Annotated in this window: 16 protein-coding genes and 3 pseudogenes; 11 read left to right on the top strand and 8 right to left on the bottom strand. The window is 60.5% G+C overall.

Annotated elements, in window-relative coordinates:
- Positions 1-93 precede the first annotated feature (93 nt).
- Complete coding sequence (locus JFV26_RS23085) at positions 94-375, top strand: HU family DNA-binding protein (protein WP_007905514.1); 282 nt, start codon at positions 94-96, stop codon at positions 373-375.
- Between the two features lie 202 nt (positions 376-577).
- On the opposite strand, the gene rlmF is transcribed toward JFV26_RS23085, so the two are convergent.
- The 5 genes from rlmF to JFV26_RS23060 form a co-directional block, all read right to left on the bottom strand.
- Entirely contained in the window at positions 578-1639 is a 1062-nt protein-coding gene (gene rlmF, locus JFV26_RS23080; protein WP_201195648.1) for a 23S rRNA (adenine(1618)-N(6))-methyltransferase RlmF, read from the bottom strand.
- 203 nt (positions 1640-1842) lie between these two features.
- Positions 1843-4689, bottom strand: a complete 2847-nt coding sequence (locus tag JFV26_RS23075) for a valine--tRNA ligase (protein ID WP_201195646.1) — start codon at positions 4687-4689, stop codon at positions 1843-1845.
- 220 nt (positions 4690-4909) lie between these two features.
- The gene (locus JFV26_RS23070) at positions 4910-5293 is read right to left on the bottom strand and encodes a DNA polymerase III subunit chi (RefSeq protein WP_201195644.1); all 384 of its coding nucleotides are present in this window, start codon (positions 5291-5293) and stop codon (positions 4910-4912) included.
- 8 nt (positions 5294-5301) lie between these two features.
- On the bottom strand, positions 5302-5730 hold the full coding sequence (locus JFV26_RS23065) for a DNA polymerase III subunit chi (protein ID WP_201195643.1): 429 nt from the start codon (positions 5728-5730) through the stop codon (positions 5302-5304).
- Between the two features lie 60 nt (positions 5731-5790).
- A complete protein-coding gene (locus JFV26_RS23060) occupies positions 5791-7281 on the bottom strand; it encodes a leucyl aminopeptidase (RefSeq protein ID WP_201195641.1) in 1491 nt (496 codons plus the stop codon).
- Between the two features lie 307 nt (positions 7282-7588).
- Here JFV26_RS23060 and lptF point away from each other — a divergent pair, with 307 nt between their 5' ends.
- From lptF to pdxJ, 8 genes and pseudogenes are all read left to right on the top strand, one after another.
- Positions 7589-8707, top strand: a complete 1119-nt coding sequence (gene lptF, locus JFV26_RS23055) for an LPS export ABC transporter permease LptF (protein ID WP_201195639.1) — start codon at positions 7589-7591, stop codon at positions 8705-8707.
- Positions 8700-9767 (top strand): LPS export ABC transporter permease LptG, encoded by a 1068-nt coding sequence (gene lptG / locus JFV26_RS23050; RefSeq protein ID WP_201195637.1) that lies wholly within the window; start codon positions 8700-8702, stop codon positions 9765-9767. Before lptF ends, lptG begins: the two co-directional genes overlap by 8 nt.
- A 171-nt stretch (positions 9768-9938) precedes the next feature.
- Positions 9939-11738: a translation elongation factor 4 gene (gene lepA / locus JFV26_RS23045; RefSeq protein WP_201195636.1), complete on the top strand. Its 1800-nt coding sequence runs from the start codon at positions 9939-9941 to the stop codon at positions 11736-11738.
- A gap of 5 nt (positions 11739-11743) precedes the next feature.
- A complete protein-coding gene (gene lepB / locus JFV26_RS23040) occupies positions 11744-12598 on the top strand; it encodes a signal peptidase I (protein ID WP_201195634.1) in 855 nt (284 codons plus the stop codon).
- A 184-nt stretch (positions 12599-12782) separates the two neighbouring features.
- Positions 12783-13472, top strand: coding sequence for a ribonuclease III (gene rnc, locus JFV26_RS23035; protein ID WP_201195632.1), 690 nt, complete (start codon positions 12783-12785; stop codon positions 13470-13472).
- Entirely contained in the window at positions 13465-14367 is a 903-nt protein-coding gene (gene era / locus JFV26_RS23030; RefSeq protein WP_123405550.1) for a GTPase Era, read from the top strand. The genes rnc and era overlap by 8 nt, the downstream gene beginning before the upstream one ends.
- A 101-nt stretch (positions 14368-14468) precedes the next feature.
- Complete coding sequence (gene recO / locus JFV26_RS23025) at positions 14469-15158, top strand: DNA repair protein RecO (RefSeq protein WP_201195630.1); 690 nt, start codon at positions 14469-14471, stop codon at positions 15156-15158.
- Positions 15159-15207: 49 nt separating this feature from the next.
- Positions 15208-15953: pseudogene (pdxJ, locus tag JFV26_RS23020) on the top strand (pyridoxine 5'-phosphate synthase).
- A 50-nt stretch (positions 15954-16003) separates the two neighbouring features.
- Here the strand turns inward: pdxJ and mltF are convergent.
- The gene (gene mltF / locus JFV26_RS23015; protein ID WP_201195628.1) at positions 16004-17464 is read right to left on the bottom strand and encodes a membrane-bound lytic murein transglycosylase MltF; all 1461 of its coding nucleotides are present in this window, start codon (positions 17462-17464) and stop codon (positions 16004-16006) included.
- Positions 17465-17738: 274 nt separating this feature from the next.
- Here mltF and purL point away from each other — a divergent pair.
- Positions 17739-21634, top strand: a pseudogene (gene purL, locus JFV26_RS23010) (phosphoribosylformylglycinamidine synthase).
- Positions 21635-21654: 20 nt separating this feature from the next.
- A pseudogene (locus tag JFV26_RS23005) lies at positions 21655-21965 on the top strand (NGG1p interacting factor NIF3).
- A 97-nt stretch (positions 21966-22062) separates the two neighbouring features.
- Here the strand turns inward: JFV26_RS23005 and nagE are convergent.
- Positions 22063-23772 carry an N-acetylglucosamine-specific PTS transporter subunit IIBC gene (nagE, locus tag JFV26_RS23000; protein ID WP_201195626.1) on the bottom strand — a complete coding sequence of 570 codons (1710 nt, stop codon included), beginning with the start codon at positions 23770-23772 and terminating at the stop codon, positions 22063-22065.
- Between the two features lie 40 nt (positions 23773-23812).
- Positions 23813-26329 (bottom strand): phosphoenolpyruvate--protein phosphotransferase, encoded by a 2517-nt coding sequence (ptsP, locus tag JFV26_RS22995; protein WP_201195625.1) that lies wholly within the window; start codon positions 26327-26329, stop codon positions 23813-23815.
- Positions 26330-26443 lie beyond the last annotated feature (114 nt).

Raw genomic sequence — 26443 nt, 5'->3', positions numbered from 1 at the left:
TTATGGCCGAGGGTGCCAGATCCAGAAGATCGGGCTCGATGGCTGACACTGCACTCTGCAATCCACATGAATTTGATAGGGAAGGAACACTACATGGCTCTTACTAAAGACCAACTGATCGCCGACATTGCTGAAGCTATCGACGCGCCAAAAACCACCGCGCGTAACGCTCTGGACCAACTGGGCCAAATCGTTGCCGATCAGCTGGAAAACGGCGGCGAAATCACTCTGCCAGGTATCGGCAAACTGAAAGTGACCGAGCGTCCTGCCCGCACTGGCCGTAACCCTTCGACTGGCGCTGCCATCGAAATCGCTGCCAAGAAAGTTATCAAGCTGGTTGTGGCCAAAGGCCTGACCGACGCTGTTAACAAGTAAGACGCAGTAAAAAAAAGCCGTGCACCGGAGCAATCCGGGCACGGCTTTTTTGTGTCTGCGATTTGGCCCTTAAAACACCTCGAAACCAATGTGGGAGCGGGCTTGCTCGCGAAGGGGCCATAACATTCAACATCAATGTTGAATGTTAGACCGCATTCGCGAGCAAGCCCGCTCCCACAGTTGATCTCCAGCGGTCAGAGACTCAGCCCTTGCGAACCCAGCGCTCGCGCCAGACTTGCTGCTCGGACTTGGTCTGGAAGGTCCAGGCCACAAAGCGACTTTGCTTCTGTCCTTGGGACATTTCCACGACCTGGCTTTCCAGGACGCCGGCCTTTTTCAGCGCGGTCTGAATCGCCGGCAGGTTCGAGGCTTTCGACACCAGGGTGCTGAACCACAGCACTTTGTGCTGGAAGTGCGCGCTCTCGGCGATCAGTTGGGTCACAAAGCGGGCTTCGCCACCTTCACACCACAGTTCGGCCGATTGACCGCCAAAATTCAGCACCGGCAGTTTTCGTTTTGGGTCGGCGCGGCCCAGGGCGCGCCATTTACGCTCGCTGCCCTTGGTCGCTTCATCCATCGACGCGTGGAACGGCGGGTTGCACATGGTCAGGTCAAAGCGTTCGCCGGGTTCGAGCAGGCCGAGCAGAATGTGCTTGGGATTGTTTTGCAGGCGCAGCTGGATGGCTTTGTTCAGCCCGTTGGACTGGACGATGGCTTTGGCGGCGGCCACGGCCGTCGGGTCGATTTCCGAGCCGAGGAAGTGCCAGCGGTAGTCGCTGTAGCCGATCAGCGGATAGACGCAGTTGGCGCCCATGCCGATATCGAGCACCTTGACCGGCGCGCCGCGGGGGATTTCGCCGTCGTTGACGCTGGCCAGCAGGTCGGCCAGGAAGTGCACGTAGTCGGCACGCCCCGGAACCGGTGGGCACAGGTAGTCAGCCGGAATATCCCAATGGGCCACGCCGTAAAACGACTTGAGCAATGCCCGGTTGAACACCCGCACCGCGTCGGGGCTGGCGAAGTCGATGCTTTCCTTGCCGTACGGGTTGAGGATCACGAACTTCGCCAGTTCCGGCGTGCTCTTGATCAGCTCCGGGAAGTCGTAACGACCCTGGTGGCGGTTGCGCGGGTGCAGGCTGGCCTTCGGACGTGGTTCCACGGCGTTGGCCGGGGTGGCGGAGTCAGGCTTCTTGCGCGCAGGGCGGGGTGTGCGGGGGCGTTCATGGGTGTGGTCGATTCGGGTATGGCTGAAAGTGGGAGGCATTGTCCCACATTCGCCCCCTGATGACGCATATCCCCTGCAGGAGCTGCCGAGTGAAACGAGGCTGCGATCTTTTGATGTTGTTTTTTAACAGCAAGATCAAAAGATCGCAGCCTCGTTTCACTCGGCAGCTCCTACGAGGAGATTCGCGGCGGGCATAAAAAAGGGAGGCCGTTGCGGGCCTCCCTCTTCATTGCGATTTACCGTTACAGGCTGGCAATCCGCGCATGCTGCTCCGCCAACTTGCCCAAAGCCTGTTCAGCTTCGGCCAGTTTGGCGCGTTCCTTGTCGATGACTTCGGCCGGGGCCTTGTCGACGAAACCAGCGTTGGACAGTTTGCCGCCCACGCGCTGGACTTCGCCCTGCAAACGCAGGATTTCCTTGTCCAGGCGCGCCAGTTCGGCATCCTTGTCGATCAGGCCGGCCATCGGCACCAGCACTTCCATCTCGCCCACCAGGGCAGTAGCGGACAGCGGCGCTTCCTGGCCAGCCGCCAATACAGTGATCGACTCCAGGCGCGCCAGCTTCTTGAGCAACGCTTCGTTCTCGGTGAGACGACGCTGGTCTTCGGCGCTGACGTTTTTCAGGAACAGGTTCAGCGGCTTGCCCGGACCGATGTTCATCTCGGCGCGAATGTTGCGCGTGCCGAGCATCAGCGTCTTCAGCCACTCGATGTCGTCTTCGGCGCCCTGATCGATGCGTGCTTCGTTGGCCACTGGCCAGGGTTGCAGCATGATCGTCTTGCCTTCGATACCGGCCAGCGGCGCGATGCGCTGCCAGATTTCTTCGGTGATGAACGGCATGAACGGGTGCGCCAGGCGCAACGCGACTTCCAGTACCCGAACCAGTGTGCGGCGAGTGCCGCGCTGGCGTTCAACCGGGGCGTTTTCGTCCCACAGCACCGGCTTGGAGAGTTCCAGGTACCAGTCGCAATATTGGTTCCAGATGAACTCGTACAAGGCTTGTGCCGCCAGGTCGAAGCGGAACTGGTCGAGCTGACGGGTCACTTCGGCTTCGGTGCGTTGCAGCTGCGAGATGATCCAGCGATCCGCCAGGGACAGCTCATAGGCTTCGCCGTTCTGGCCGCAGTCTTCGCCCTTGTCCAGAACGTAACGCGCGGCGTTCCAGATCTTGTTGCAGAAGTTGCGATAGCCTTCGACGCGGCCCATGTCGAACTTGATGTCGCGACCGGTGGATGCCAGCGAACAGAAGGTGAAGCGCAGCGCGTCGGTGCCGTAGCTGGCGATGCCGTCGGCGAACTCGTCGCGGGTCTGCTTCTCGATCTTCTTCGCCAGTTTCGGCTGCATCAGGCCGTTGATGCGTTTGTGCACCAGGTCTTCCAGCTCGATACCGTCAATGATGTCCAGCGGGTCGAGGACGTTGCCCTTGGACTTGGACATCTTCTGGCCCAGGCCATCACGCACCAGGCCATGAACATAAACGGTCTTGAACGGGACCTGCGGCGTGCCGTCTTCGTTCTTCACCAGATGCATGGTGAGCATGATCATCCGGGCAACCCAGAAGAAAATGATGTCGAAACCGGTGACCAGCACGTCGGTGGAGTGGAATTTCTTCAGGAACTCGGTCTGCTCAGGCCAGCCGAGCGTGGAGAACGTCCACAGGCCCGAACTGAACCAGGTGTCGAGCACGTCGTTGTCCTGTTGCAGCGCAACGTCCGGGCCGAGGTTGTGCTTGGCACGCACTTCGGCTTCGTCGCGACCGACGTAGACTTTGCCCGACTCGTCGTACCAGGCCGGAATCCGGTGGCCCCACCACAGCTGACGGCTGATGCACCAATCCTGGATGTCGCGCATCCACGAGAAGTACATGTTTTCGTATTGCTTGGGCACGAACTGGATGCGGCCGTCTTCAACGGCAGCAATCGCAGGCTCGGCCAATGGCTTGGTCGATACGTACCACTGGTCGGTCAGCCACGGCTCGATGATCGTGCCGGAGCGGTCGCCTTTCGGCACTTTCAGGTTGTGATCGTCGACGCTGACGAGCAGGCCGGCAGTATCGAACGCAGCAACGATCTGTTTGCGCGCTTCGAAGCGGTCGAGGCCAGCGTATTCAGCCGGGATCTTGCCGTCGATGCTTTCGTTCAGCGTGCCGTCGAGGTTGAACACCTGACAGGCCGGCAATACAGCGGCGTTCTTGTCGAAGATGTTCAGCAGCGGCAGGTTGTGGCGCTTGCCGACTTCGTAGTCGTTGAAATCGTGGGCCGGGGTGATTTTCACGCAGCCGGTGCCGAATTCAGGGTCGCAGTAATCGTCGGCGATGATCGGGATGCGGCGGCCAACCAGTGGCAGCTCGACAAACTTGCCGATCAGGGCTTTGTAGCGCTCATCGTTCGGGTTAACCGCGACGGCGGAGTCGCCGAGCATGGTTTCCGGGCGAGTGGTCGCGACGATCAGGTAATCGTTGCCTTCAGCAGTCCTGGCGCCGTCGGCCAGCGGGTACTTCAGGTTCCACAGGAAACCTTTCTCGTCGTGGTTTTCCACTTCGAGGTCGGAAATCGCCGTGTGCAACTTGGTGTCCCAGTTGACCAGGCGCTTGCCGCGGTAGATCAGGCCGTCTTCATGCAGGCGCACGAAGGCTTCTTTCACCGATTCCGACAGGCCGTCATCCATGGTGAAGCGCTCGCGGCTCCAGTCGACGGACGAGCCAAGGCGACGGATCTGACGGCTGATGTTGCCGCCGGATTCATCTTTCCATTCCCAGATTTTCTCGAGGAACTTCTCGCGACCCAGGTCGTGGCGGCTCTGGCCTTTGGCTTCGAGCTGGCGTTCCACCAGCATTTGCGTGGCGATACCGGCGTGGTCGGTGCCCGGCTGCCACAGGGTGTTGCGACCCTGCATGCGGCGGAAACGGATCAGGGCGTCCATGATCGCGTTGTTGAAGCCGTGACCCATGTGCAGGCTGCCGGTGACGTTCGGCGGCGGGATCATGATGGTGTAGGACTCGCCCGCGCCTTGCGGGGCGAAGTAATTCTCGGACTCCCAGGTGTTGTACCAGGAAGTTTCAATGGCGTGCGGCTGGTAGGTCTTATCCATGCGCGGCGGGACCCTATTGGCATTTATTCAGGAAAAGCCGGCAAGTATAGCGGGGCATGGGGCCGAGGGCGAGCAGGGGCGGACCGGGCACACATCAAATGTCGATGGTGCACCCTGTAGGAGCTGCCGCAGGCTGCGATCTTTTGGCGTCTTCAAAAACACTGAAGATCAACGTCAAAAGATCGCAGCCTGCGGCAGCTCCTACATAGGAATGGCGGGGTTACTCGTACTGGCTGAGCAGCCGCTCCATCCGCGCATCCAGTCGGCGCTTGATCTCGGTTTCAATATGCGGGGCGAAGTCGTCGATCACGTCTTGCAGGATCAATTGCGCGGCGGCGCGCAGTTCGCTGTCCAGGTGCAGCAGGGCGTCGGGGCCTTTGCTGGCGGCAGGTAAAGGTTGGGCGGCAGGGGCGGGGGCCGGTTCGATGGCTACAGGCGTGGCGCCTGCGGGTTCGAACAGCATCGGAATCTGTTCCTGATCACCGTCATGGACCGTGTCGGTCAGCAACGGCGGTTGCAGGTTGTCATCACCGAGCAGTTGGCGGATCGACTCAAGGTCATCCAGCAGATGCGCGGACTTTTGCTGCGGTTTTGGAGTGTCCATCGGAATGCTCAGAGTCGCTGTAAACGGTGATCTTGCAGAGGATAGCCCTGTTCGCGGTAGAAACGGAAACTCTCCCGCGCAGCCGCACGAATCGTCGGATCTTCCACCACCACTTCCGCCACCCGGGCGAATTTGTTGGCGAAGGCCGGGACTTTCAGGTCGAGATTGACCAGCAGATCCTGGTGCGGACCGCAGTCATCGCCAAGCCCCAGGACAATCAAACTGTCCGGTTCGCTTTCAGCGGGACCGTGAGGGACGAAGGTTTCACCCTTGAACGTCCACAGGCGCGCATCGAGGTCGTCACGCTGGGCGGCATCGCTGCAATGCAGGTAGATGCGGTGCCCCATGCGCCAGGCTTTTTCGCTGAGCTTGCAGGCAAAGTCCAGCCGCGCTGATGGATCGGCGCTGGGCAGGATATAGAAGTCGACTTTGGTCATTGCGGTTCCTGAGCCAGGGGCGGCATCACTGGAAAGTGATACCGCCCAAGGTCATCGGTTTCAGGCTTTGGCGCGGTCCAGCAGGTATTGGGTCAGCAATGGAACCGGACGGCCAGTGGCGCCCTTGTCCTTGCCGCCGCTGGTCCAGGCCGTGCCGGCGATGTCCAGGTGTGCCCAGTTCAGGTTCTTGGTGAAGCGCGACAGGAAGCAGGCCGCCGTGATGGTGCCGGCTTTCGGGCCGCCGATGTTGGCGATGTCGGCGAACGGGCTGTCCAGTTGCTCCTGGTACTCATCGAACAGCGGCAGTTGCCAGGCGCGATCGTCAGCCACTTGGCCGGCGCTCAGCAGTTGACCGATCAGTTCGTCATTGTTGCCCAGCAGGCCCGACGTGTGAGCACCCAGCGCAACGACGCAAGCACCGGTCAGGGTCGCGATGTCGATCACGGCTTGTGGCTTGAAGCGCTCGGAGTAGGTCAGTGCATCGCACAGCACCAGACGGCCTTCGGCGTCAGTGTTGAGGATTTCCACGGTCTGGCCGCTCATGGTGGTGACGATGTCGCCAGGGCGCGAAGCGTTGCCGCTCGGCATGTTCTCGGCGCAAGCCAGGATGCACACCAGGTTGATCGGCAGTTTCAGTTCGAGCACGGCACGCAGGGTGCCGAACACGCTGGCCGCGCCGCCCATGTCGTACTTCATCTCGTCCATGCCGGCGCCCGGTTTCAGGCTGATGCCGCCGGTGTCGAAGGTGATGCCTTTGCCGACCAGTGCGTACGGTTTCTCGGATTTCTTGCCGCCGTTGTATTGCATGACGATCAGGCGCGGTGGCTGGGCGCTGCCCTGGCCAACGGCGTAGAACGAGCCCATGCCCAGGTCCTTGATCTTCTTCTCATCGAGGACTTCGACTTTCAGGGTCTTGAATTCTTTGCCCAGGTTCTTGGCTTGTTCGCCCAGGAACGTCGGGTGGCAGATGTTCGGCGGCAGGTTGCCCAGGTCGCGGGTGAAGGCCATGCCGTTGGCGATAGCGGTGGCGTGGGAGACGGCGCGCTCGACTTCAGCCTGGGCAGCCTTGATGGTCACCAGGGTGACTTTCTTCAGGGCGCGAGGTTCGGCTTTCTGGCTCTTGAACTGGTCGAAGCTGTATTCGCCGTCCACCAGGGTTTCGGCCAGCAGACGGGTCTTGCCGTAGCTGTCGCGACCCTTGACCACCACTTCATCCAGCGCCAGCACGGCGTCAGTGCCGCCCAGGCCTTTGAGGGTGTTGAGGACGCCAGCGATGATTTTACGGAATGGGCGGTCGCCCAGTTCTTCATCCTTGCCCACGCCAACCAGCAGCACGCGCTCGGCCTTGAGATTTGGCAGGCTATGCAGCAACAGGCTCTGGCCGACTTTGCCGGCCAGGTCGCCGCGCTTCAAAACGGCGCTGATGGCACCGCCGCTCAGTTCGTCGAGTTGTTTGGCAACGGCGCCGAGCTTGCGGTTTTCGCCGACGGCGACCACCAGAGTGGCGGTTTTCAACGTTTCTGGGCTAACGCTTTTTACAACCAGTTCCATGTCCGGGTCCCTGAATTAATGGTCAACACGCAGCGTTCGACAGTGTGCGCAAACGCCTGCTTATATAGTTAGAAAGACGCAGGTCACGGCCCGCGACAAAGGCCGCAGTTTGAACCTCGCTACCGGCGCCTGACAACCCTCGGTTGTACGATCTTCAGTGCTTTGACCACCGGCTTGAGCATGCGCAGTGACAGGCGCACCCAATCACAGGATAATGCGCCATCTTTTTCGGTGGCTCTGCCCTGCGGGCCGCCCGATACGTTTGCTTGTTTGGCCGCCTTAGCCTGACAACCCTGGAGTGTCTGGTTTGATTGTCTTCCGTTATCTGTCCCGCGAAGTCCTGTTGACCTTGAGCGCCGTCAGCGCCGTGCTGCTGGTCATCATCATGAGCGGTCGCTTCATTAAATACCTCGCACAGGCGGCTTCGGGCCAATTGGACCCGAGTTCACTGTTCCTGATCATGGGCTTTCGCCTGCCAGGCTTCCTGCAGCTGATCCTGCCATTGGGTCTGTTCCTGGGCATTCTGCTGTCCTATGGCCGGCTGTACCTGGAAAGCGAAATGACCGTGCTGTCGGCCACCGGCATGAGCCAGCAGCGTTTGCTTCGCATCACCCTGTTTCCGGCGACCCTGGTGGCGCTGGTCGTGGCCTGGCTGAGCCTGAGCCTGGCACCGCAAGGGGCTAATCAGTTCCAGTTGTTGCTGAACAAGCAGGACGCCCTGACCGAGTTCGATACCCTTGAACCGGGTCGCTTCCAGGCCTTGCGTGACGGTACGCGGGTGACCTATACCGCGCAGTTGTCGGCCGATCGCGTCAATCTGGCCGGCGTATTCATATCGCAGAAGAACATTTCGTCCGATCAAAAGGATCGCGGGATTTCCGTACTGGTGGCCGAAAAGGGTCGTCAGGAAATCCGTCCCGATGGCAACCGCTACCTGATTCTCGACAACGGCTATCGCTACGACGGTAATCCGGGGCAGGCCGACTACCGAGCCATCAAATATGACGAGTACGGCGTTTTGCTGGCCAAGCCGGACGTCAGCGACGAAGTCACGGACCGTGATGCAATGACCACCAACTCCTTGCTGGCTAGTGACGATGTGCGTTCGCGCGCCGAGCTGGAGTGGCGCCTGTCCTTGCCATTGCTGGTGTTCATCGTGACCCTCATGGCTGTGCCGTTGTCGCGGGTCAATCCGCGCCAGGGCCGATTCCTCAAGCTGCTGCCGGCGATTCTTCTTTATATGGCTTACCTGACTATCCTGATTGCCGCGCGCGGTGCCCTTGAGAAGGGCAAGATCCCGACAGCACTTGGCCTGTGGTGGGTGCATGCGATCTTCCTGGTCATCGGTCTTGGGTTGCTCTACTGGGAGCCCATGCGCTTGAAAATGGCGAGTCGCCGCGCTGCGCTGGAGGTGGCTCGTGGTTAAGCTCGATCGCTACATTGGTGGCAGCGTTCTCATGGCCATCCTGGCGGTGCTGGGGATCATTCTCGGTCTGGCGGAGCTGTTCGCCTTCATCGATGAAATGAGTGACGCCAGCGATACCTACACTTTGATGGATGTCTTGAGCTACGTGCTGCTCACGGCGCCGCGACGTCTTTACGACATGTTGCCGATGGCGGCGCTGATCGGTTGCCTGATCGGTCTCGGCAGCCTGGCCAGCAACAGCGAACTGACCATCATGCGCGCTGCCGGTGTATCCATCGGTCGGATTGTCTGGGCGGTGATGAAGCCGATGCTGGTCCTGATGGTCGTGGGTGTGTTGATCGGCGAATACGTGGCACCCGCCACCGAGAATGTCGCTCAGGCCAATCGCTCCCTGGCACAGGGCAGTGGTGATGCACAAAGTGCAAAGCACGGTTTGTGGCATCGCCAGGGTGAAGAGTTCATTCACATCAACTCCGTGCAGCCTAATGGCGTGCTGTATGGCGTGACCCGTTATCGCTTCGACAAAGAGCGCCACATGTTGTCGGCCAGCTTCTCCAAGCGTGCGGAGTTCGACAAGGATCACTGGACGTTGAGCGACGTCACCACCACGCTGTTCCATGAACAGGAAAAGCGCACTGAAGTGGTGAGCGCCCCGGTCGAGCGCTGGGATGTGGCCTTGAGCCCGCAATTGCTCAATACCGTGGTAATGACCCCTGAGACGCTGTCGATCAGCGGTTTGTGGAGTTACATCCACTATCTGGCTGACCAGGGTCTGAACAATGGCCGTTACTGGCTGGCATTCTGGGTCAAGGTATTGCAGCCGTTGGTCACTGCCGCGCTGGTGCTGATGGCCATTTCCTTCATCTTTGGTCCGCTGCGTTCGGTGACCCTGGGTCAGCGGGTGTTTACCGGCGTACTGGTCGGCTTCACCTTCCGTATCGTTCAGGATTTGCTCGGGCCTTCGAGCCTGGTGTTCGGTTTCTCGCCGCTATTTGCGGTGCTGGTGCCGGCCACTGTCTGTGCCCTGGCCGGGGTCTTGTTGTTGCGTCGGGCCGGGTGATTCCGGGTCTTTCCTGACGTTTGCCGTTGCAAAAAACGCCCTTGTCGCAAGACCGGGGCGTTTTTGTATGCGCCGTCTGACCTGCGAACGTGACGCTTGCGCCGCGGATCAGGTACAATTCCCGGCTATTTTTCGGCGGGCTATGCCTGCAGCCTTTTTGAGTGTTGATCCGTGAGTGATTTGAGTCATATCCGCAATTTCTCCATCATCGCCCACATTGACCATGGCAAGTCGACGCTGGCCGATCGCTTCATCCAGATGTGCGGCGGCCTTGCCGAGCGCGAAATGGAAGCCCAGGTGCTGGACTCCATGGACCTGGAACGTGAACGCGGGATCACCATCAAGGCCCACAGCGTTACCCTTTATTACACCGCCAAAGACGGCATCAAGTACCAGCTGAACTTCATTGACACCCCGGGCCACGTCGACTTCACCTATGAAGTCAGCCGGTCGCTGGCGGCGTGTGAAGGTGCATTGCTGGTGGTCGATGCCGGTCAGGGCGTTGAAGCGCAATCGGTTGCCAACTGCTACACGGCGATCGAGCAGGGCCTGGAAGTCATGCCGGTCCTGAACAAGATCGACCTGCCACAGGCCGATCCGGACCGCGTCAAGGAAGAAATCGAAAAAATCATCGGCATCGATGCCACCGATGCGGTCGAGTGCAGCGCCAAGACTGGCCAGGGCGTCGACGAGGTGCTCGAGCGTCTGGTCAAGACCATCCCGGCACCCACCGGCAACTACGAAGATCCGCTGCAAGCGTTGATTATCGACTCCTGGTTCGACAACTACCTGGGTGTTGTCTCCCTGGTTCGCGTGCGCCACGGCCGTGTGAAGAAGGGCGACAAGATCCTCGTCAAGTCCACCGGCAAGATCCACCTGGTGGACAGCGTCGGCGTCTTCAACCCGAAACACACCGCCACTGTCGACCTGAAGGCCGGCGAAGTGGGCTTCATCATCGCCGGTATCAAGGACATTCACGGTGCACCGGTCGGTGACACCCTGACCTTGAGCTCCACCCCCGACGTTGACGTGCTGCCCGGCTTCAAACGCATTCAACCGCAGGTTTACGCCGGCCTGTTCCCGGTCAGCTCCGACGACTTCGAAGATTTCCGTGAAGCCCTGCAAAAGCTCACGCTCAACGACTCGTCCCTGCAGTACACCCCGGAAAGCTCCGACGCCCTGGGCTTCGGCTTCCGTTGCGGGTTCCTCGGCATGCTGCACATGGAAATCATCCAGGAGCGCCTTGAGCGCGAGTACGACCTGGACCTGATCACCACGGCGCCGACGGTTATTTTCGAGCTGTTGCTGAAAACCGGTGAAACGATTTACGTCGACAACCCGTCCAAGCTCCCGGACGTGTCTTCGATCGAAGACATGCGTGAGCCGATCGTGCGGGCCAATATTCTTGTGCCGCAAGAGCACCTGGGCAACGTCATTACCCTGTGCATCGAGAAGCGTGGCGTGCAGCACGACATGCTGTTCCTCGGGACCCAGGTCCAGGTGACTTACGATATTCCGATGAACGAAGTGGTCCTGGACTTCTTTGATCGTCTGAAATCGACCAGTCGCGGCTATGCTTCGCTGGATTACCATTTCGATCGTTACCAATCGGCTAGTCTGGTGAAGCTGGATGTGCTGATCAACGGTGACAAGGTCGACGCCCTGGCGTTGATCGTGCACCGGGATAACGCGCACTACAAAGGTCGCCAGTTGACCGAGAAGATGAAAGAACTGATTCCGCGCCAGATGTTCGACGTCGCGATCCAGGCCGCCATCGGCGGGCAAATCATTGCGCGAACCTCCGTCAAGGCACTCAGAAAGAACGTATTGGCCAAATGCTACGGTGGTGACGTTAGCCGTAAGCGCAAGCTGTTGGAAAAGCAGAAGGCCGGTAAAAAACGCATGAAGCAAGTCGGTAACGTGGAAATTCCACAAGAAGCCTTCCTTGCAGTGCTCAGGTTGGATAGTTAGGTCCTATGTCACTAAATTTCCCGCTGTTGCTGGTCATCGCCGTATTCGTTTGCGGCCTGTTGGCGTTGCTCGATCTGGTTTTCCTGGCGCCGCGTCGGCGTGCTGCCATTGCCTCCTATCAGGGCAGCGTCAGCCAGCCCGATGTGGTGCTGGTCGAGAAACTGAACAAAGAGCCGCTGCTGGTCGAATACGGCAAGTCGTTCTTCCCGGTGTTGTTCATCGTGCTGGTGCTGCGTTCGTTCCTGGTGGAGCCGTTCCAGATTCCTTCCGGCTCGATGAAACCAACCCTGGACGTTGGTGACTTCATTCTGGTGAACAAGTTTTCTTACGGGATCCGCCTGCCGGTGATCGACCAGAAAGTCATCGAAGTCGGTGATCCACAGCGTGGCGATGTGATGGTGTTCCGCTATCCAAGCGATCCGAACGTCAACTACATCAAGCGTGTAGTGGGCCTGCCGGGTGACCAGATTCGCTACACCGCTGACAAGCGTCTGTTCGTCAATGGTGAGTCGATCGCCGAGCAACTGATCGGCTCCGAGCCGGGCACGTTGGGCAGCGCCGAACTCTACAAGGAAAAACTCGGCGCAGCCGAGCACTTGATCCGCAAGGAAATGAGCCGTTACCGCGCAACGCCTGACCATACCTGGACCGTGCCTGCCGGGCACTACTTCATGATGGGCGACAACCGCGACAACTCAAACGACAGTCGCTATTGGGATGATCCGACTATTCCCAAGGATCTGCTGGGCATGGTTCCCGACAAGAATATCGTCGGCAAGGCCTTCGCAGTCTGGATGAGCTGGCCGGAACCCAAACTCAGTCACCTGCCGAATTTCTCGCGGGTTGGCCTGATCAAGTAATCACCCACGGCGCTGTTGAACACAGCGCCGAATGCATTTCTGGCCCCGGCACAATCGGCGCCAGAGGCATGAAGCCAACGATATTCAGGACGTTATTTTTGAACACAGCGTTAATTGTCCCAAGCCTGCGCCGCATCACGGCGATGGCGGTGGAAACCAGCCACGAACTCAGCGTGGGTAAACCGTGAGCGTCTCCTTAAGCCGTCTAGAGCGTCAGCTCGGCTACACCTTCAAGGACCAGGAACTGATGGTTCTGGCCCTGACTCACCGCAGTTTTGCCGGGCGTAACAACGAACGCCTGGAGTTCCTCGGTGATGCCATCCTTAACTTCGTCGCTGGCGAGGCGCTGTTCGATCGCTTCCCGCTGGCCCGCGAAGGCCAGTTGTCGCGTTTGCGCGCACGCCTGGTGAAAGGTGAGACCCTGGCCGTATTGGCCCGTGGTTTCGATCTGGGCGACTACCTGCGTCTGGGTTCCGGCGAATTGAAGAGCGGCGGTTTCCGTCGCGAGTCGATTCTGGCCGATGCCCTGGAAGCGCTGATTGGTGCGATCTACCTCGACGCCGGCATGGACATGGCGCGCGAACGCGTGCTGGCCTGGCTGACCGGGGAGTTCGAGGGCCTGACCCTGGTCGACACCAACAAAGATCCAAAAACCCGCCTGCAGGAATTCCTGCAGTCGCGCGGTTGTGAGCTGCCACGTTACGAAGTGGTGGATATCCAGGGTGAGCCGCATTGCCGAGTCTTCTTCGTCGAATGCGAAATCACCTTACTGAATGAAAAAAGCCGAGGTCAGGGTGTGAGTCGTCGTATTGCCGAACAGGTAGCGGCCGCTGCAGCACTGATTGCCCTGGGCGTGGAGAATGGCCATGACTGATTCAACTGCAACTCGCTGTGGCTATGTCGCCATCGTCGGCCGTCCGAACGTGGGCAAGTCCACGCTGCTGAACCACATTCTGGGCCAGAAGCTGGCGATCACCTCGCGCAAGCCGCAAACCACCCGTCACAACATGCTGGGCATCAAGACCGAAGGCGCCATTCAGGCCGTTTACGTCGACACCCCGGGCATGCACAAAGGTGGCGAGAAAGCCCTGAACCGCTACATGAACAAGACCGCTTCAGCGGCGTTGAAAGACGTCGACGTGGTGATCTTCGTGGTTGACCGCACCAAGTGGACCGACGAAGACCAGATGGTCCTCGAGCGCGTCCAGTACGTGACCGGCCCGCTGATCGTGGCGTTGAACAAGACCGACCGCATCGAAGACAAAGCCGAGCTGATGCCGCACCTGAGCTGGCTGCAGGAACAACTGCCGAACGCGCAGATCATGCCGATCTCGGCCCAGCACGGGCACAACCTCGAAGCGCTGGAGCGAGTCATCGCCGGTTACCTGCCGGAAAACGAACACTTCTTCCCGGAAGACCAGATTACCGACCGCAGCAGCCGTTTCCTCGCCGCTGAACTGGTGCGTGAAAAAATCATGCGTCAGATGGGCGCCGAGCTGCCGTACCAGATCACCGTTGAAATCGAAGAGTTCAAGCAGCAGGGTAAAACCCTGCATATCCATGCCTTGATCCTCGTCGAGCGCGATGGCCAGAAGAAGATCATCATTGGCGACAAGGGCGAGCGTATCAAGCGCATCGGCACCGAGGCGCGCAAGGACATGGAGTTGCTGTTCGACTCCAAGATCATGCTCAACCTCTGGGTGAAAGTGAAAGGCGGCTGGTCCGACGACGAACGCGCCTTGCGTTCGCTGGGTTATGGCGACCTGTAACAGAAACAAAGATCAAAAGATCGCAGCCTTCGGCAGCTCCTTGTAGGAGCTGCCGAAGGCTGCGATCTTTTTGCAATCCCGGACCGGGACACAAGACCACCATGTCGACCACCGCGCCAACCGGCCAACTCGCCTACGTGCTCCACAGCCGCGCCTACCGCGAAAGCAGTGCGCTGGTGGATTTCCTCACGCCGCAAGGTCGGCTGCGGGCGGTGTTGCGCAGTGCGCGGGGCAAGGCTGGAACCTTGGCGCGGCCGTTTGTGCCGCTGGAAGTCGAGTTTCGTGGGCGCGGCGAACTGAAGAATGTCGGGCGCATGGAAAGTGCCGGCCCTTCTACCTGGCTTATCGGTGAGGCGCTGTTCAGCGGTCTTTACCTCAATGAGTTGCTGATTCGCCTGCTGCCCTCCGAAGACCCTCACCCCGGCGTATTCGATCACTACGCCGCGACGTTGCTTGCATTGGCCGAAGGCCGTCCGCTGGAACCGCTGCTGCGCTCCTTCGAATGGCGGCTGCTGGACGATCTCGGGTACGGCTTTGCGCTGAACATCGATATCCACGGCGAACCCATCGCGCCGGACGGGCTGTATCGTTTGCAAGTGGATGCGGGTCTGGAACGGGTCTATCTGCTGCAACCGGGTCTATTCAACGGCACCGAGTTATTGGCCATGGCCGAAGCCGACTGGTCCGCCCCCGGTGCGTTGTCCGCTGCCAAGCGTTTGATGCGTCAGGCACTGGCCGTTCACTTGGGCGGTCGCCCTTTGGTTAGTCGCGAGCTGTTTCGCAAGCCCTGATCACACCGTATGCTGTGCACCGAACTTTCCCCTCTTCAGGAGCGCTTCCGTGACCACCAGCAATCGCATTCTTCTTGGCGTGAACATCGACCACGTTGCCACCCTGCGTCAGGCCCGGGTACGCGTTACCCGGATCCGGTCAAGGCTGCACTGGACGCGGAAGAGGCGGGCGCCGACGGCATCACCGTGCACCTGCGCGAAGACCGCCGGCACATCCAGGAGCGCGACGTGTTGCTGCTCAAGGACGTGCTGCAAACCCGCATGAACTTCGAAATGGGCGTCACCGAAGAAATGATGGCGTTCGCCGAGCGTATCCGCCCGGCGCACATTTGCCTGGTGCCGGAAACCCGCCAGGAACTGACCACCGAAGGTGGCCTCGACGTGGCAGGGCAGGAGGTGCGGATCAAGGCTGCCGTGGAGCGCCTGTCGAAGATCGGTTGCGAAGTGTCGCTGTTCATTGATGCTGACGAGCGGCAGATCGAGGCGTCCCGTCGTGTGGGCGCGCCCGCCATTGAGCTGCACACCGGCCGTTACGCTGATGCGCAAACGCCGACTGACGTGGCTGAAGAGCTGAAGCGTGTGGCGGACGGCGTGGCGTTTGGCCTGACCCAAGGGTTGATCGTCAATGCCGGCCACGGTCTGCACTATCACAACGTCGAAGCAGTGGCGGCGATCAAAGGCATCAACGAGCTGAACATCGGCCATGCGCTGGTGGCGCATGCGTTGTTTGTCGGGTTCAAGTCGGCTGTCTCGGAGATGAAAGCGCTGATCCTGGCCGCCGCTTTGAAGGGCTGAAATCAAAAGATCGTCCGAACGCGGCCCGAGCCTTCGGACGATCTTTTGCTTTAAAGAGGCGGCGTTTCCTGATTCGGCTTGGTCTTGTCGATCCCCGGCACGTGCAGGTTGCCTTCAGCCACCTGATCGCCTTCAAGCTGCGGCTGCGTCACCCACGTCAGGATGTCGTAGTAGCGACGGATGTTCGCCACGAAGTGCACCGGCTCGCCGCCCCGGGCGTAGCCGTAGCGGGTTTTGCTGTACCACTTCTTCTCGGACAGGCGCGGCAGGATCTTCTTCACGTCCAGCCATCGGTTTGGATCGAGCCCTTCCTTGGCCGTCAATTTGCGTGCGTCATCCAGGTGACCGCTGCCAACGTTATAGGCTGCCAGGGCAAACCAGGTGCGATCCGGTTCCTTGATCGAGTCGTCCAGTTGATCCTTCATGTAGGCCAGGTACTTGGCGCCACCCATGATGCTCTGCTTGGGATCGAGTCGATTGGACACGCCCATGGCTTGCGCGGTGTTCTGGGTCAGCATCATCAGGCCGCGCACGCCGGTCTTGGACGTGACCGCCGCTTGCCATAGCGATTCCTGGTAGCCGACCGCCGCCAGCAGGCGCCAGTCGACTTTCTCTTTCTTGGCATACGCCTTGAAGTGCTGTTCGTATTTGGGCAGCCGTTGCTGCAAGTGCTGGGCAAAAGTGGTCGCGCCCATGTAGCCGAGGACATCGACGTGGCCGTAATAACGATCTTTCAGACGTTGCAGGGTGCCGTTTTTCTGCACTTTGTCGAGGTAGGCGTTGATCTCGTTGAGCAGGCTGTTGTCTTCACCGGCGGCCACGGCCCAGCTCTGGTGGCTGGCATCGCCGAGGTCGAAGGCGACCTGGATGTTGGGGAAGTAGACCTGGTTCATCGCCACTTCGTTGGAATCGACCAGGGTCAGGTCAATCTGACCTTCATCCACCATCCGCAGCAGGTCGACGACTTCAACCGCGTCGGACTCTTCGTATTCAATGCCGGGATATTTCTTTTTCAGCTCGGCCAATTGCTCGGCGTGGGTACTGCCCTTGAGCACCATGATCTTTTTGCCGACCAGATCGCCGGCATCGGTGGGCCGTGACTGGCCGTTGCGGTAGATGACCTGTGGGGTGACTTCCAGGTAGGAGTGGGAAAACCGGACCTGCTTTTTGCGTTCCTCGCTGCTGACCAGGCCGGCAGCAGCCAGCACCGGGCCGTCAGGCTTGCCCACCTGATTGAACAGGTCGTCGAGGTTGTCCGCGGTTTCGATTTTGAGCTTGACCCCCAGATCTTCGGCAAAGCGCTTCACCAGCTCGTATTCGAAGCCGGTCTCGCCGTTACGATCCTGGAAGTAGGTGGCGGGGCTGTTTCGGGTGATCACCCGCAGCACGCCATCCTCCTTTATGCGCTCCAGCGTGTTGGGTTTATCAACACAGCCACTGAGCATCAGGAAGAGTCCGGTTGCGATCAGCCATTTGGCATACCGCGGACGCAAAGCCGTTGGGGAAAACATCTGCGCAGTATACGCAAAGGACCGCTAGCGCCATATCTCGACAGCGAGGGGCTTGTCTGCTAGGCAATGGAAAACCCGCCTGAAGCCCGCAGGAATGGGCTCGAGCGGCAAATTATGAGCGTGAAAATAACCCTCGCGCAGGGGCTGTTTGAGGCCCGGATACCCGGCCCGACGTCCGGGTGACACCGCCCGTACCGTTTCGGGTGATGTCGCGGGCGGTTTAGGCTAGAATGCACGGCCTCAAAGCACACCCCTTCCCGAGGCTGTCCCGAAGATGTTGATCCTGCGCGGCGCTCCTGCCCTTTCTGCCTTTCGCCACAGCAAACTCCTTGAGCAACTGAGCCAGAAGGTATCGGCTGTCAGCGGCTTGTATGCTGAATTCGCTCACTTCGCCGAAGTCACCGGCGTCCTGACCGGCGACGAACAGCAGGTGCTTGCGCGCCTTCTGAAGTACGGCCCAAGTGTCCCGGTGCAAGAACCGACCGGTCGTCTGTTCCTGGTGTTGCCGCGTTTTGGCACCATTTCGCCTTGGTCCAGTAAAGCCAGCGACATCGCTCGCAACTGCGGCCTGAGCAAAATCCAGCGCCTGGAACGCGGCATCGCGTTCTACGTGGCCGGCCAGTTCAGCGACGCCGAAGCACAGCTGATTGCTGACGTGCTGCACGACCGCATGACCCAGATCGTCCTGGGCAACCTCGAACAGGCCGCCGGTCTGTTCAGCCATGCCGAGCCCAAGCCCCTGACCGCCATCGACGTGTTGGGTGGCGGTCGCGCCGCGCTGGAAAAAGCCAATACCGAGCTGGGCCTGGCCCTGGCCGAAGACGAGATCGATTACCTGGTCAACGCCTTCGTCGGCTTGAAGCGCAACCCGCACGACATCGAACTGATGATGTTCGCCCAGGCGAACTCCGAGCACTGCCGTCACAAGATCTTCAACGCCAGTTGGGACATTGACGGTCAGAGCCAGGAAAAAAGCCTGTTCGGCATGATCAAGAACACCTACGTGATGCACAGTGAAGGCGTTCTGTCGGCTTATAAGGACAACGCTTCGGTCATCGTCGGCAACGTCGCCGGCCGTTTCTTCCCGGACCCTGAAACCCGCCAGTACGGCGCGGTGCAGGAGCCGGTGCACATCCTGATGAAAGTCGAGACGCACAACCACCCGACCGCGATTGCCCCGTTCCCGGGTGCAGCCACCGGTAGTGGCGGCGAGATTCGCGACGAAGGTGCGACCGGTCGTGGTGCCAAGCCAAAGGCTGGCCTGACCGGTTTCACCGTATCCAACCTGCAAATCCCGGGCTTCGAACAGCCGTGGGAAGTGCCGTACGGCAAGCCTGAGCGCATCGTCACCGCGCTGGACATCATGATCGAAGGCCCACTGGGTGGCGCCGCGTTCAATAACGAATTTGGCCGTCCAGCCCTGACCGGTTACTTCCGTACCTTCGAACAGTCGATCACCACCCCGCGTGGCGACGAAGTTCGCGGTTACCACAAGCCGATCATGCTGGCCGGCGGCATGGGTAACATCCGTGCCGAACACGTACAGAAAGCCGAGATCACCGTCGGCTCCAAGCTGATCGTCCTCGGCGGCCCGGCCATGTTGATCGGCCTGGGCGGCGGCGCCGCTTCCTCCATGGCCACCGGCACCAGCTCGGCAGACCTGGACTTCGCATCGGTACAGCGCGAAAACCCGGAAATGGAACGTCGCTGCCAGGAAGTCATCGACCGTTGCTGGCAGTTGGGTGACAAGAACCCGATCAGCTTCATCCATGACGTGGGCGCGGGCGGCCTGTCCAACGCCTTCCCGGAACTGGTCAACGACGGTAACCGTGGTGGCCGTTTCGAATTGCGCAACATTCCAAACGACGAGCCGGGCATGGCCCCGCACGAAATCTGGAGTAACGAATCCCAGGAACGCTACGTTCTGGCAGTCGGCCCGGCGGACTTCGAACGCTTCCAGGCGATCTGCGAACGTGAGCGTTGCCCGTTTGCCGTGGTCGGCGAAGCCACTGCCGAGCCGCAACTGACGGTCACCGACAGCCACTACGGCAACGATCCGGTCGACATGCCACTCGAAGTGCTGCTGGGCAAAGCCCCGCGCATGCACCGTTCGGCCGTTCGTGAAAACGAACTGGGCGACGACTTCGATCCGTCGACGCTTGAGATTGCCGACTGCGTCGAACGCGTTCTGCATCACCCGGCCGTGGCCAGCAAAAGCTTCCTGATCACCATCGGCGACCGCACCATCACCGGCCTCGTGGCCCGTGACCAAATGGTCGGCCCGTGGCAGGTCCCGGTGGCCGACGTTGCCGTCACCGCCACCAGCTTCGACGTCTACACCGGTGAAGCCATGGCCATGGGCGAGCGTACTCCGCTGGCACTGCTGGATGCTCCGGCGTCGGGCCGCATGGCCATCGGCGAAACCCTGACCAACATCGCCGCTTCGCGCATCAACAAGATCTCCGACATCAAACTGTCGGCGAACTGGATGTCGGCTGCCGGTCACCCGGGTGAAGACGCGCGTCTGTACGACACCGTGAAAGCGGTGGGCATGGAACTGTGCCCGGACCTGGGTATCACCATTCCGGTGGGCAAGGACTCCATGTCCATGGCCACGCGCTGGAACGACGAGGGCGTCGACAAGACCGTTACCTCGCCGATGTCGCTGATCGTGACCGGTTTCGCACCCGTGGCTGACATTCGTCAGACCCTGACGCCGGAACTGCGCATGAACAAAGGCACCACCGACCTGATCCTGATTGACCTGGGTCGTGGCCAGAACCGCATGGGCGCCTCGATCCTGGCCCAGGTTCACGGCAAGCTCGGCTCGCAAGCGCCGGACGTCGATGATGCCGAAGACCTCAAAGCCTTCTTCGCGGTGATCCAGGGCCTCAACGCCGACGGTCACCTGCTGGCTTACCACGACCGTTCCGACGGTGGCCTGCTGACCAGCGTGGTGGAAATGGCTTTCGCCGGTCACTGCGGCCTGAGCCTGAACCTCGACGGTCTGGCGGAGACTTCAGCTGATATCGCCGCGATCCTGTTCAACGAAGAGCTGGGCGCCGTGATCCAGGTTCGCCAGGACGCCACGCCAGATATCCTCGCGCAGTTCAGCGCGGCCGGTCTGGGCGACTGCGTGTCGGTGATCGGTCAGCCGATGAACAACGGCCAGATCAGCATCACCTTCAACGGTGAAACCGTGTTCGAAGGTCAGCGTCGTCTGCTGCAACGGCAGTGGGCTGAAACCAGCTACCAGATCCAGCGTCTACGCGATAACGTCGACTGCGCCGAGCAAGAGTTCGACGTGCTGCTGGAAGAAGACAACCCGGCCTGAGCGTCAAGCTGAGCTACGACGTCAACCAGGACGTCGCCGCGCCTTACATCAAGAAAAACATCCGCCCACAGGTTGCCGTTCTGCGTGAGCAGGGCGTCAACGGCCAGGTGGAAATGGCCGCCGCGTTCGACCGCGCCGGTTTCAACGCGATTGACGTGCACATGAGCGACATTCTGGCCGGCCGTGTCGACCTGAACGACTTCAAGGGCCTGGTCGCTTGCGGCGGTTTCTCCTACGGCGATGTACTGGGTGCCGGCGAAGGCTGGGCCAAGTCCGCGCTGTTCAACAGCCGTGCTCGCGATGCGTTCCAGGGCTTTTTCGAACGTAACGACAGCTTCACCCTCGGCGTGTGCAACGGTTGCCAGATGATGTCCAACCTGCACGAACTCATCCCGGGCAGCGAGTTCTGGCCGCACTTCGTGCGTAACCGTTCCGAGCAGTTCGAAGCCCGCGTGGCGATGGTTCAGGTCCAGGAATCGAACTCGATCTTCCTGCAAGGCATGGCCGGCTCGCGCATGCCAATCGCCATCGCTCACGGTGAAGGTCATGCCGAGTTCGAAAGCGAAGAAGCCCTGCTGGAAGCCGATCTGTCGGGTTGCGTAGCGATGCGCTTCGTCGACAACCATGGCAAGGTCACCGAGAAATACCCGGCCAACCCGAACGGCTCGCCGCGCGGGATCACCGGTTTGACCAGCCGCGACGGCCGCGTCACCATCATGATGCCGCACCCGGAACGCGTGTTCCGCGCCGTGCAGAACTCGTGGCGTTCGGAAGACTGGAACGAAGACGCACCCTGGATGCGTATGTTCCGTAATGCGCGCGTCTGGGTTAACTAAAAGCGGGTGAGCTGAGAGCTATGTACAAGCTTTCCTTTTTGTTCCGGCCAGTCATGTGGAACAGGTCAAAAGTGCCGTGTTCGCCGCCGGTGGCGGGCGGATCGGTGCCTACGACCATTGCGCCTGGCAAGTGCTCGGCCTTGGCCAGTTTCGACCTTTGGATGGCAGTCAGCCGTTTATTGGGGAAGCGGGGCAGGTCGAGCAGGTTGAGGAGTGGAAGGTTGAGCTGGTGGCCAGCGATGAGTCGATTCGGGCGGTGGTGGTGGCTTTGAAAGAAAGCCATCCCTATGAGACGCCGGCTTATGAGGTGTGGCGGTTGGAGGATTTCTGATCCTCCTGGCTGCTGAAACGAGAAACCCGCTGATGAAAATCAGCGGGTTTTTTGTTGTCTGGGCGGGCCTCTTCGCGGGCTAAGCAGCGCCAACCCTCTAAACCTTCGCACTCACCTCGCTACGATTCACTAACGCCTCCAACGCCTCACTCAAACTCGGCGCCTTGTCGCCAATCAACAAATGCCAAACCCCGCCCTCGAATTGGCTGACGCCATGGCATCCCAATTCCTTCAACTGACACTCCGACAACGCCTTGCCATCCGCCAGTTGCAAGCGGATCCGGGTCATGGCGATGCAATCCATCCGCAACACATTTTCCCCGCCTCCCAGCGCACTCAGCCACTGTTGCGCTTCCGGCACCGCGACAGGTTTTATCACCTCGACAACCGCTACGGGCGCAGTGATGACTGTGCGGCCCAGCGCCGGCATCGCCAACCGCATCTCATCAGCAATGCTGTCGGCCAACGGGCCGACCACCACCTGCAAGCTCCCGCCCTTGCCGGGCCGAACTACCGCCATCGCCCCCAGCGCTTTCAACTGCGCATCGTTTGCCTTGTTGCGATCCACCATGTCCAGCCGCAGCCGGGTGGTACATGCACCCACAGTGATCAGATTCTCTGCACCGCCCAGCGCCTTGATATACGCCGCGGCCCTTTCGTTTTCAGCGAACACGACTTTGTCGCCAGTCGGCACATCTTCACGCCCCGGTGTCTTGAGGTTGAAGCGGCGAATGCAGAAATCAAACACCACGTAGTAGATCGCGGCATACGCCAACCCTACCGGAACCACCAGCCAGCCATTGGTGGATTTACCCCAACCCAGCACCATGTCGATGAAGCCACCGGAGAAGGTGAAGCCTAAATGGATATTCAAGGCGTTGGTGATGGCCATCGACAAACCCGTCAGCAGCGCATGCACCAGGTACAACATCGGTGCGAGGAACATGAAGGCAAATTCGATCGGTTCAGTCACTCCGGTCAAAAACGAGGTCAATGCCATCGACAGAAAAATCCCGCCCATCACTTTGCGGCGTTCCGGCAGGGCATTGCGATACATCGCCAGGCACGCGGCGGGCAGGCCGAAGATCATCATCGGGAACATGCCGGTCATGAACTGGCCGCCTTTCGGGTCGCCGGCAAAGTAACGCGACAGGTCGCCGGTGACGATGGCACCGGTGGTCGGGTCGGTGAAGTTACCGAACACGAACCACGCCATGTTGTTGAGGATATGGTGCAGGCCGGTGACGATCAGCAGGCGATTGAACACGCCGAAGACGAACGCGCCGAAACTGCCGCTTTCCATCATCAATGCGCCGAAGCTGTTGATGCCTTGCTGGATCGGCGGCCAGATCAGGCCGAAGACCAGGCCCAGGCCAACGGCGGCAAAACCGGTGACAATCGGCACGAAGCGCCGCCCGCCGAAGAACGCCAGGTACTCCGGCAGCTTGATGTCCTTGAAGCGGTTATACAGCGCGCCGGCCATCAAGCCGCTGACGATCCCGGCGAGCATGCCCATGTTGATGCTTGCATCGAGCACCTTGAGCGTGGAGATCATCACCAGGTAACCAATCACCCCGGCAAGGCCTGCGGTGCCGTTGTTGTCCTTGGCGAAGCCGACCGCGATGCCGATGGCGAAGATCATCGCCAGGTTGGCGAAGATCACCTGACCGGCGTCGTGGATGATCGCGATGTTCAGCAGGTCGGTGTCGCCCAGGCGCAGCAACAGGCCGGCGATCGGCAGGATCGCGATCGGCAGCATCAGCGCGCGGCCGAGGCGCTGCAGGCCTTCGATAAAGTATTGGTACATGGCGGTTCTCCCTGTGTTCTTTTTGTTTTAGAGCTGCTGTTCAGCTCAGAGGCCAATGTTGGTGACAGGCGTGACGCACCGCGCTAGCGCTACTCAACTTGAGCAGGCCCTGGCTGATGCGTCGGCATTCGCTCAGGTCCAGACGACGGACGCGGTCCTTGATTTCACCGATCTGCACCGGGCTGACCGACAACTCGCTGACCCCCAGGCCAATCAATACCGGTGTGGCCAGCGGATCGGAGGCCAGTGCACCGCAAACCCCGACCCAACGGTTATGCACCGCTGCGCCGGCGCAGGTCTGGGCGATCAATCGCAGCAGCGCTGGATGCAGCGCATCGACCCGCGAAGCGAGGCCGGCGTGGTCGCGGTCCATGGCCAACGTGTACTGGGACAAATCGTTGGTGCCGATGGACAGAAAGTCCGCATGCTCTGCAAGCTGCTCGGCCAGGAGTGCGGCGGCCGGGACTTCGATCATCACGCCCAGTTCCGGGCGTTGGGTCAGCTCCAACTCGATGCACAAGGCATCGAGGCGTTGGCGGATGTGCAGCAGCTCATCGACTTCAGTGACCATCGGTAACAGGATCCGGCAGCGCGACAACGGACTGACGTGTAACAGCGCACGCAGTTGCTGATCGAGCAGTTCCGGCCGCACCTGAGCCAGGCGAATGCCGCGCAGGCCGAGTACCGGGTTGGCTTCAATCGGCAGCGGCAGATAGTCGAGTTGCTTGTCGCCGCCGACATCGATAGTGCGGATGATCACCGACTTGTCGCCCATGGCGTCGAGCACGGCTTGGTAGGCGAGGCGCTGCTCCTGTTCGTCCGGCGCGGTGTTGCGGTCGACGAAGAGAAATTCGGTGCGCAGCAGGCCGACGCCATCGGCGCCATTGGCCAACGCATCGGCTGCTTCAGAACTTGATGCCACATTGGCGGCGACTTCAATGAGCACGCCGTCGAGGGTCCGCGCCGGGGTGTGCGCCTGGGCCTGTTGCTCGGTGCGACGTTGTTGCTGATCGAGTTGTGCCTGACGCACCTCGGCCAGGCGCTCGGCGGTCGGCGTCAGTTCGAGGCGACCGCCGTCGGCATCCAGCACCACCGCTTGGCCTTGCTTCTGATCCAGCAGCGCCGAACCCAGCGCAACCATGCACGGCAGACCTTTGCCGCGAGCCAGAATCGCCACGTGAGACGTCGCGCCGCCCGTCGCCATACACAATCCAGCGACACCTTGCTGGCTCAGTTGCAGCAAGTCCGAAGGCGTTAGTTCGTGGGCGACGACGATGGCGCCGGCCGGCACGTCGTAGTGCCAGGCTTCACCCAGCAGGGCACGCAGCACCCGTTGCTTGAGGTCGCGCAAATCGTTGGCGCGTTCGGCCAGCAATGCGCTGCCGAGTTGCTGAAGGACGTCGCATTGCACGTCGATCGATTGGCTCCATGCGTGGGTTGCGGCCATGCCCTGGTCGATTGATTGCGCAGCGGCGTCCAGCAAAGCCGGGTCTTCGAGCAAGGCCAGGTGCGCGGCGAAGATCGCTTCTTCGTCGGTGTTTTTGTGCTTTCTGGCTTGGGTCAGGGTGTGGTCGATGTCGCTGCGCACGACGTTCAGCGCAGTGTCGAGGGCGTGCAGTTGTTGCTCGGGATCGTGGCTGCCGGCGTCCACGGGCAGGCTGATCGCGTTCAGCTGAAACAATGGTCCTGCGACCAGGCCGGGCGACGCGCAAACACCGTGCAACACACCCGCTTCAACTGCGCGATGACGCTGGGCAATCGGTGCCGCCGCCGCCGCGTGACTGTCTTCGGCCAGGGCTGTGGATAGCGCGGTCAACAACGCTTGCAACGCCGCTTTAGCATCCGGGCCCTGAGTGCTGACTTGAACTTCTTCCTGTTCACCGACAGCCAGGCTCATGAGCCCGATCAAGCTGTCGCAAGACGCCGACTTGCCGGCGAAATGCAGCCGCGACTTGCTCTTGAAACCTTGTGCGGTCTGGCGAATCAGCGCCGCTGGCCGAGCATGCAACCCACCGCGATGAGCGACGTGCACGTGGCCGTGAACTTCGATGCCGCAAACCTCGACGTCAGCCTGCGCACCATTGGCCAGTCGCTGAACGATATGCAGCAGTGGATCGCCGACCTTTACCGGTTTCAACGTGATCGGTCGCGCCTGAAAGTCCTGGCTGTTGGTCAGGATCATCAGGCTGACCAGGCTTTTGCACTGTTGCGCGACCTTGTCCAGGTCATAGCGTAATAACGGCTGGCCATTGCTGACCCGCGCGCCTTCCTTGACCAGCACCGAGAAGCCTTCGCCTTGCAGCTCGACGGTGTCGAGGCCCAGGTGCAGGAGCAATTCGGCGCCGTTGTCGGCGCGCAAGGTGATGGCGTGGCCGGTGCGGGCGACGTGCACCACGACACCGGCGCAGGGTGCATGCAGCGTGTCGTTCAGCGGGTCGATGGCGATCCCGTCACCCATGGCGCCGCTGGCGAACACCGGGTCCGGGACTTTGGCGAGCGTGAGCACCGGGCCGCTGAGCGGGGCGCTTAAGGTCAGCTCTTTATTATTGTTGTGCATGGCTCGGTCTCATCAGTAAAAACTACGGTTCGGTACAGCGCCTGCCCGGTCCCCGTAGGAGCTGCCGAAGGCTGCGATCTTTTGATTTTGTTTTTTAAGATCAAAAGATCGCAG

The organism is Pseudomonas sp. TH31, from assembly GCF_016650815.1.
Taxonomy (GTDB): Bacteria; Pseudomonadota; Gammaproteobacteria; order Pseudomonadales; family Pseudomonadaceae; genus Aquipseudomonas.
This window is presented reverse-complemented; position numbering and strand designations above follow the sequence as displayed.

Coding starts and splice junctions, on each gene's coding strand:
- JFV26_RS23085 (WP_007905514.1), top strand. CDS start 94: ATGGCTCTTACTAAAGACCAACTGATCGCCGACATTGCTGAAGCTATC.
- rlmF (WP_201195648.1), bottom strand. CDS start 1,639: ATGCCTCCCACTTTCAGCCATACCCGAATCGACCACACCCATGAACGC.
- JFV26_RS23075 (WP_201195646.1), bottom strand. CDS start 4,689: ATGGATAAGACCTACCAGCCGCACGCCATTGAAACTTCCTGGTACAAC.
- JFV26_RS23070 (WP_201195644.1), bottom strand. CDS start 5,293: ATGGACACTCCAAAACCGCAGCAAAAGTCCGCGCATCTGCTGGATGAC.
- JFV26_RS23065 (WP_201195643.1), bottom strand. CDS start 5,730: ATGACCAAAGTCGACTTCTATATCCTGCCCAGCGCCGATCCATCAGCG.
- JFV26_RS23060 (WP_201195641.1), bottom strand. CDS start 7,281: ATGGAACTGGTTGTAAAAAGCGTTAGCCCAGAAACGTTGAAAACCGCC.
- lepB (WP_201195634.1), top strand. CDS start 11,744: ATGTCACTAAATTTCCCGCTGTTGCTGGTCATCGCCGTATTCGTTTGC.
- era (WP_123405550.1), top strand. CDS start 13,465: ATGACTGATTCAACTGCAACTCGCTGTGGCTATGTCGCCATCGTCGGC.
- recO (WP_201195630.1), top strand. CDS start 14,469: ATGTCGACCACCGCGCCAACCGGCCAACTCGCCTACGTGCTCCACAGC.
- mltF (WP_201195628.1), bottom strand. CDS start 17,464: ATGTTTTCCCCAACGGCTTTGCGTCCGCGGTATGCCAAATGGCTGATC.
- nagE (WP_201195626.1), bottom strand. CDS start 23,772: ATGTACCAATACTTTATCGAAGGCCTGCAGCGCCTCGGCCGCGCGCTG.
- ptsP (WP_201195625.1), bottom strand. CDS start 26,329: ATGCACAACAATAATAAAGAGCTGACCTTAAGCGCCCCGCTCAGCGGC.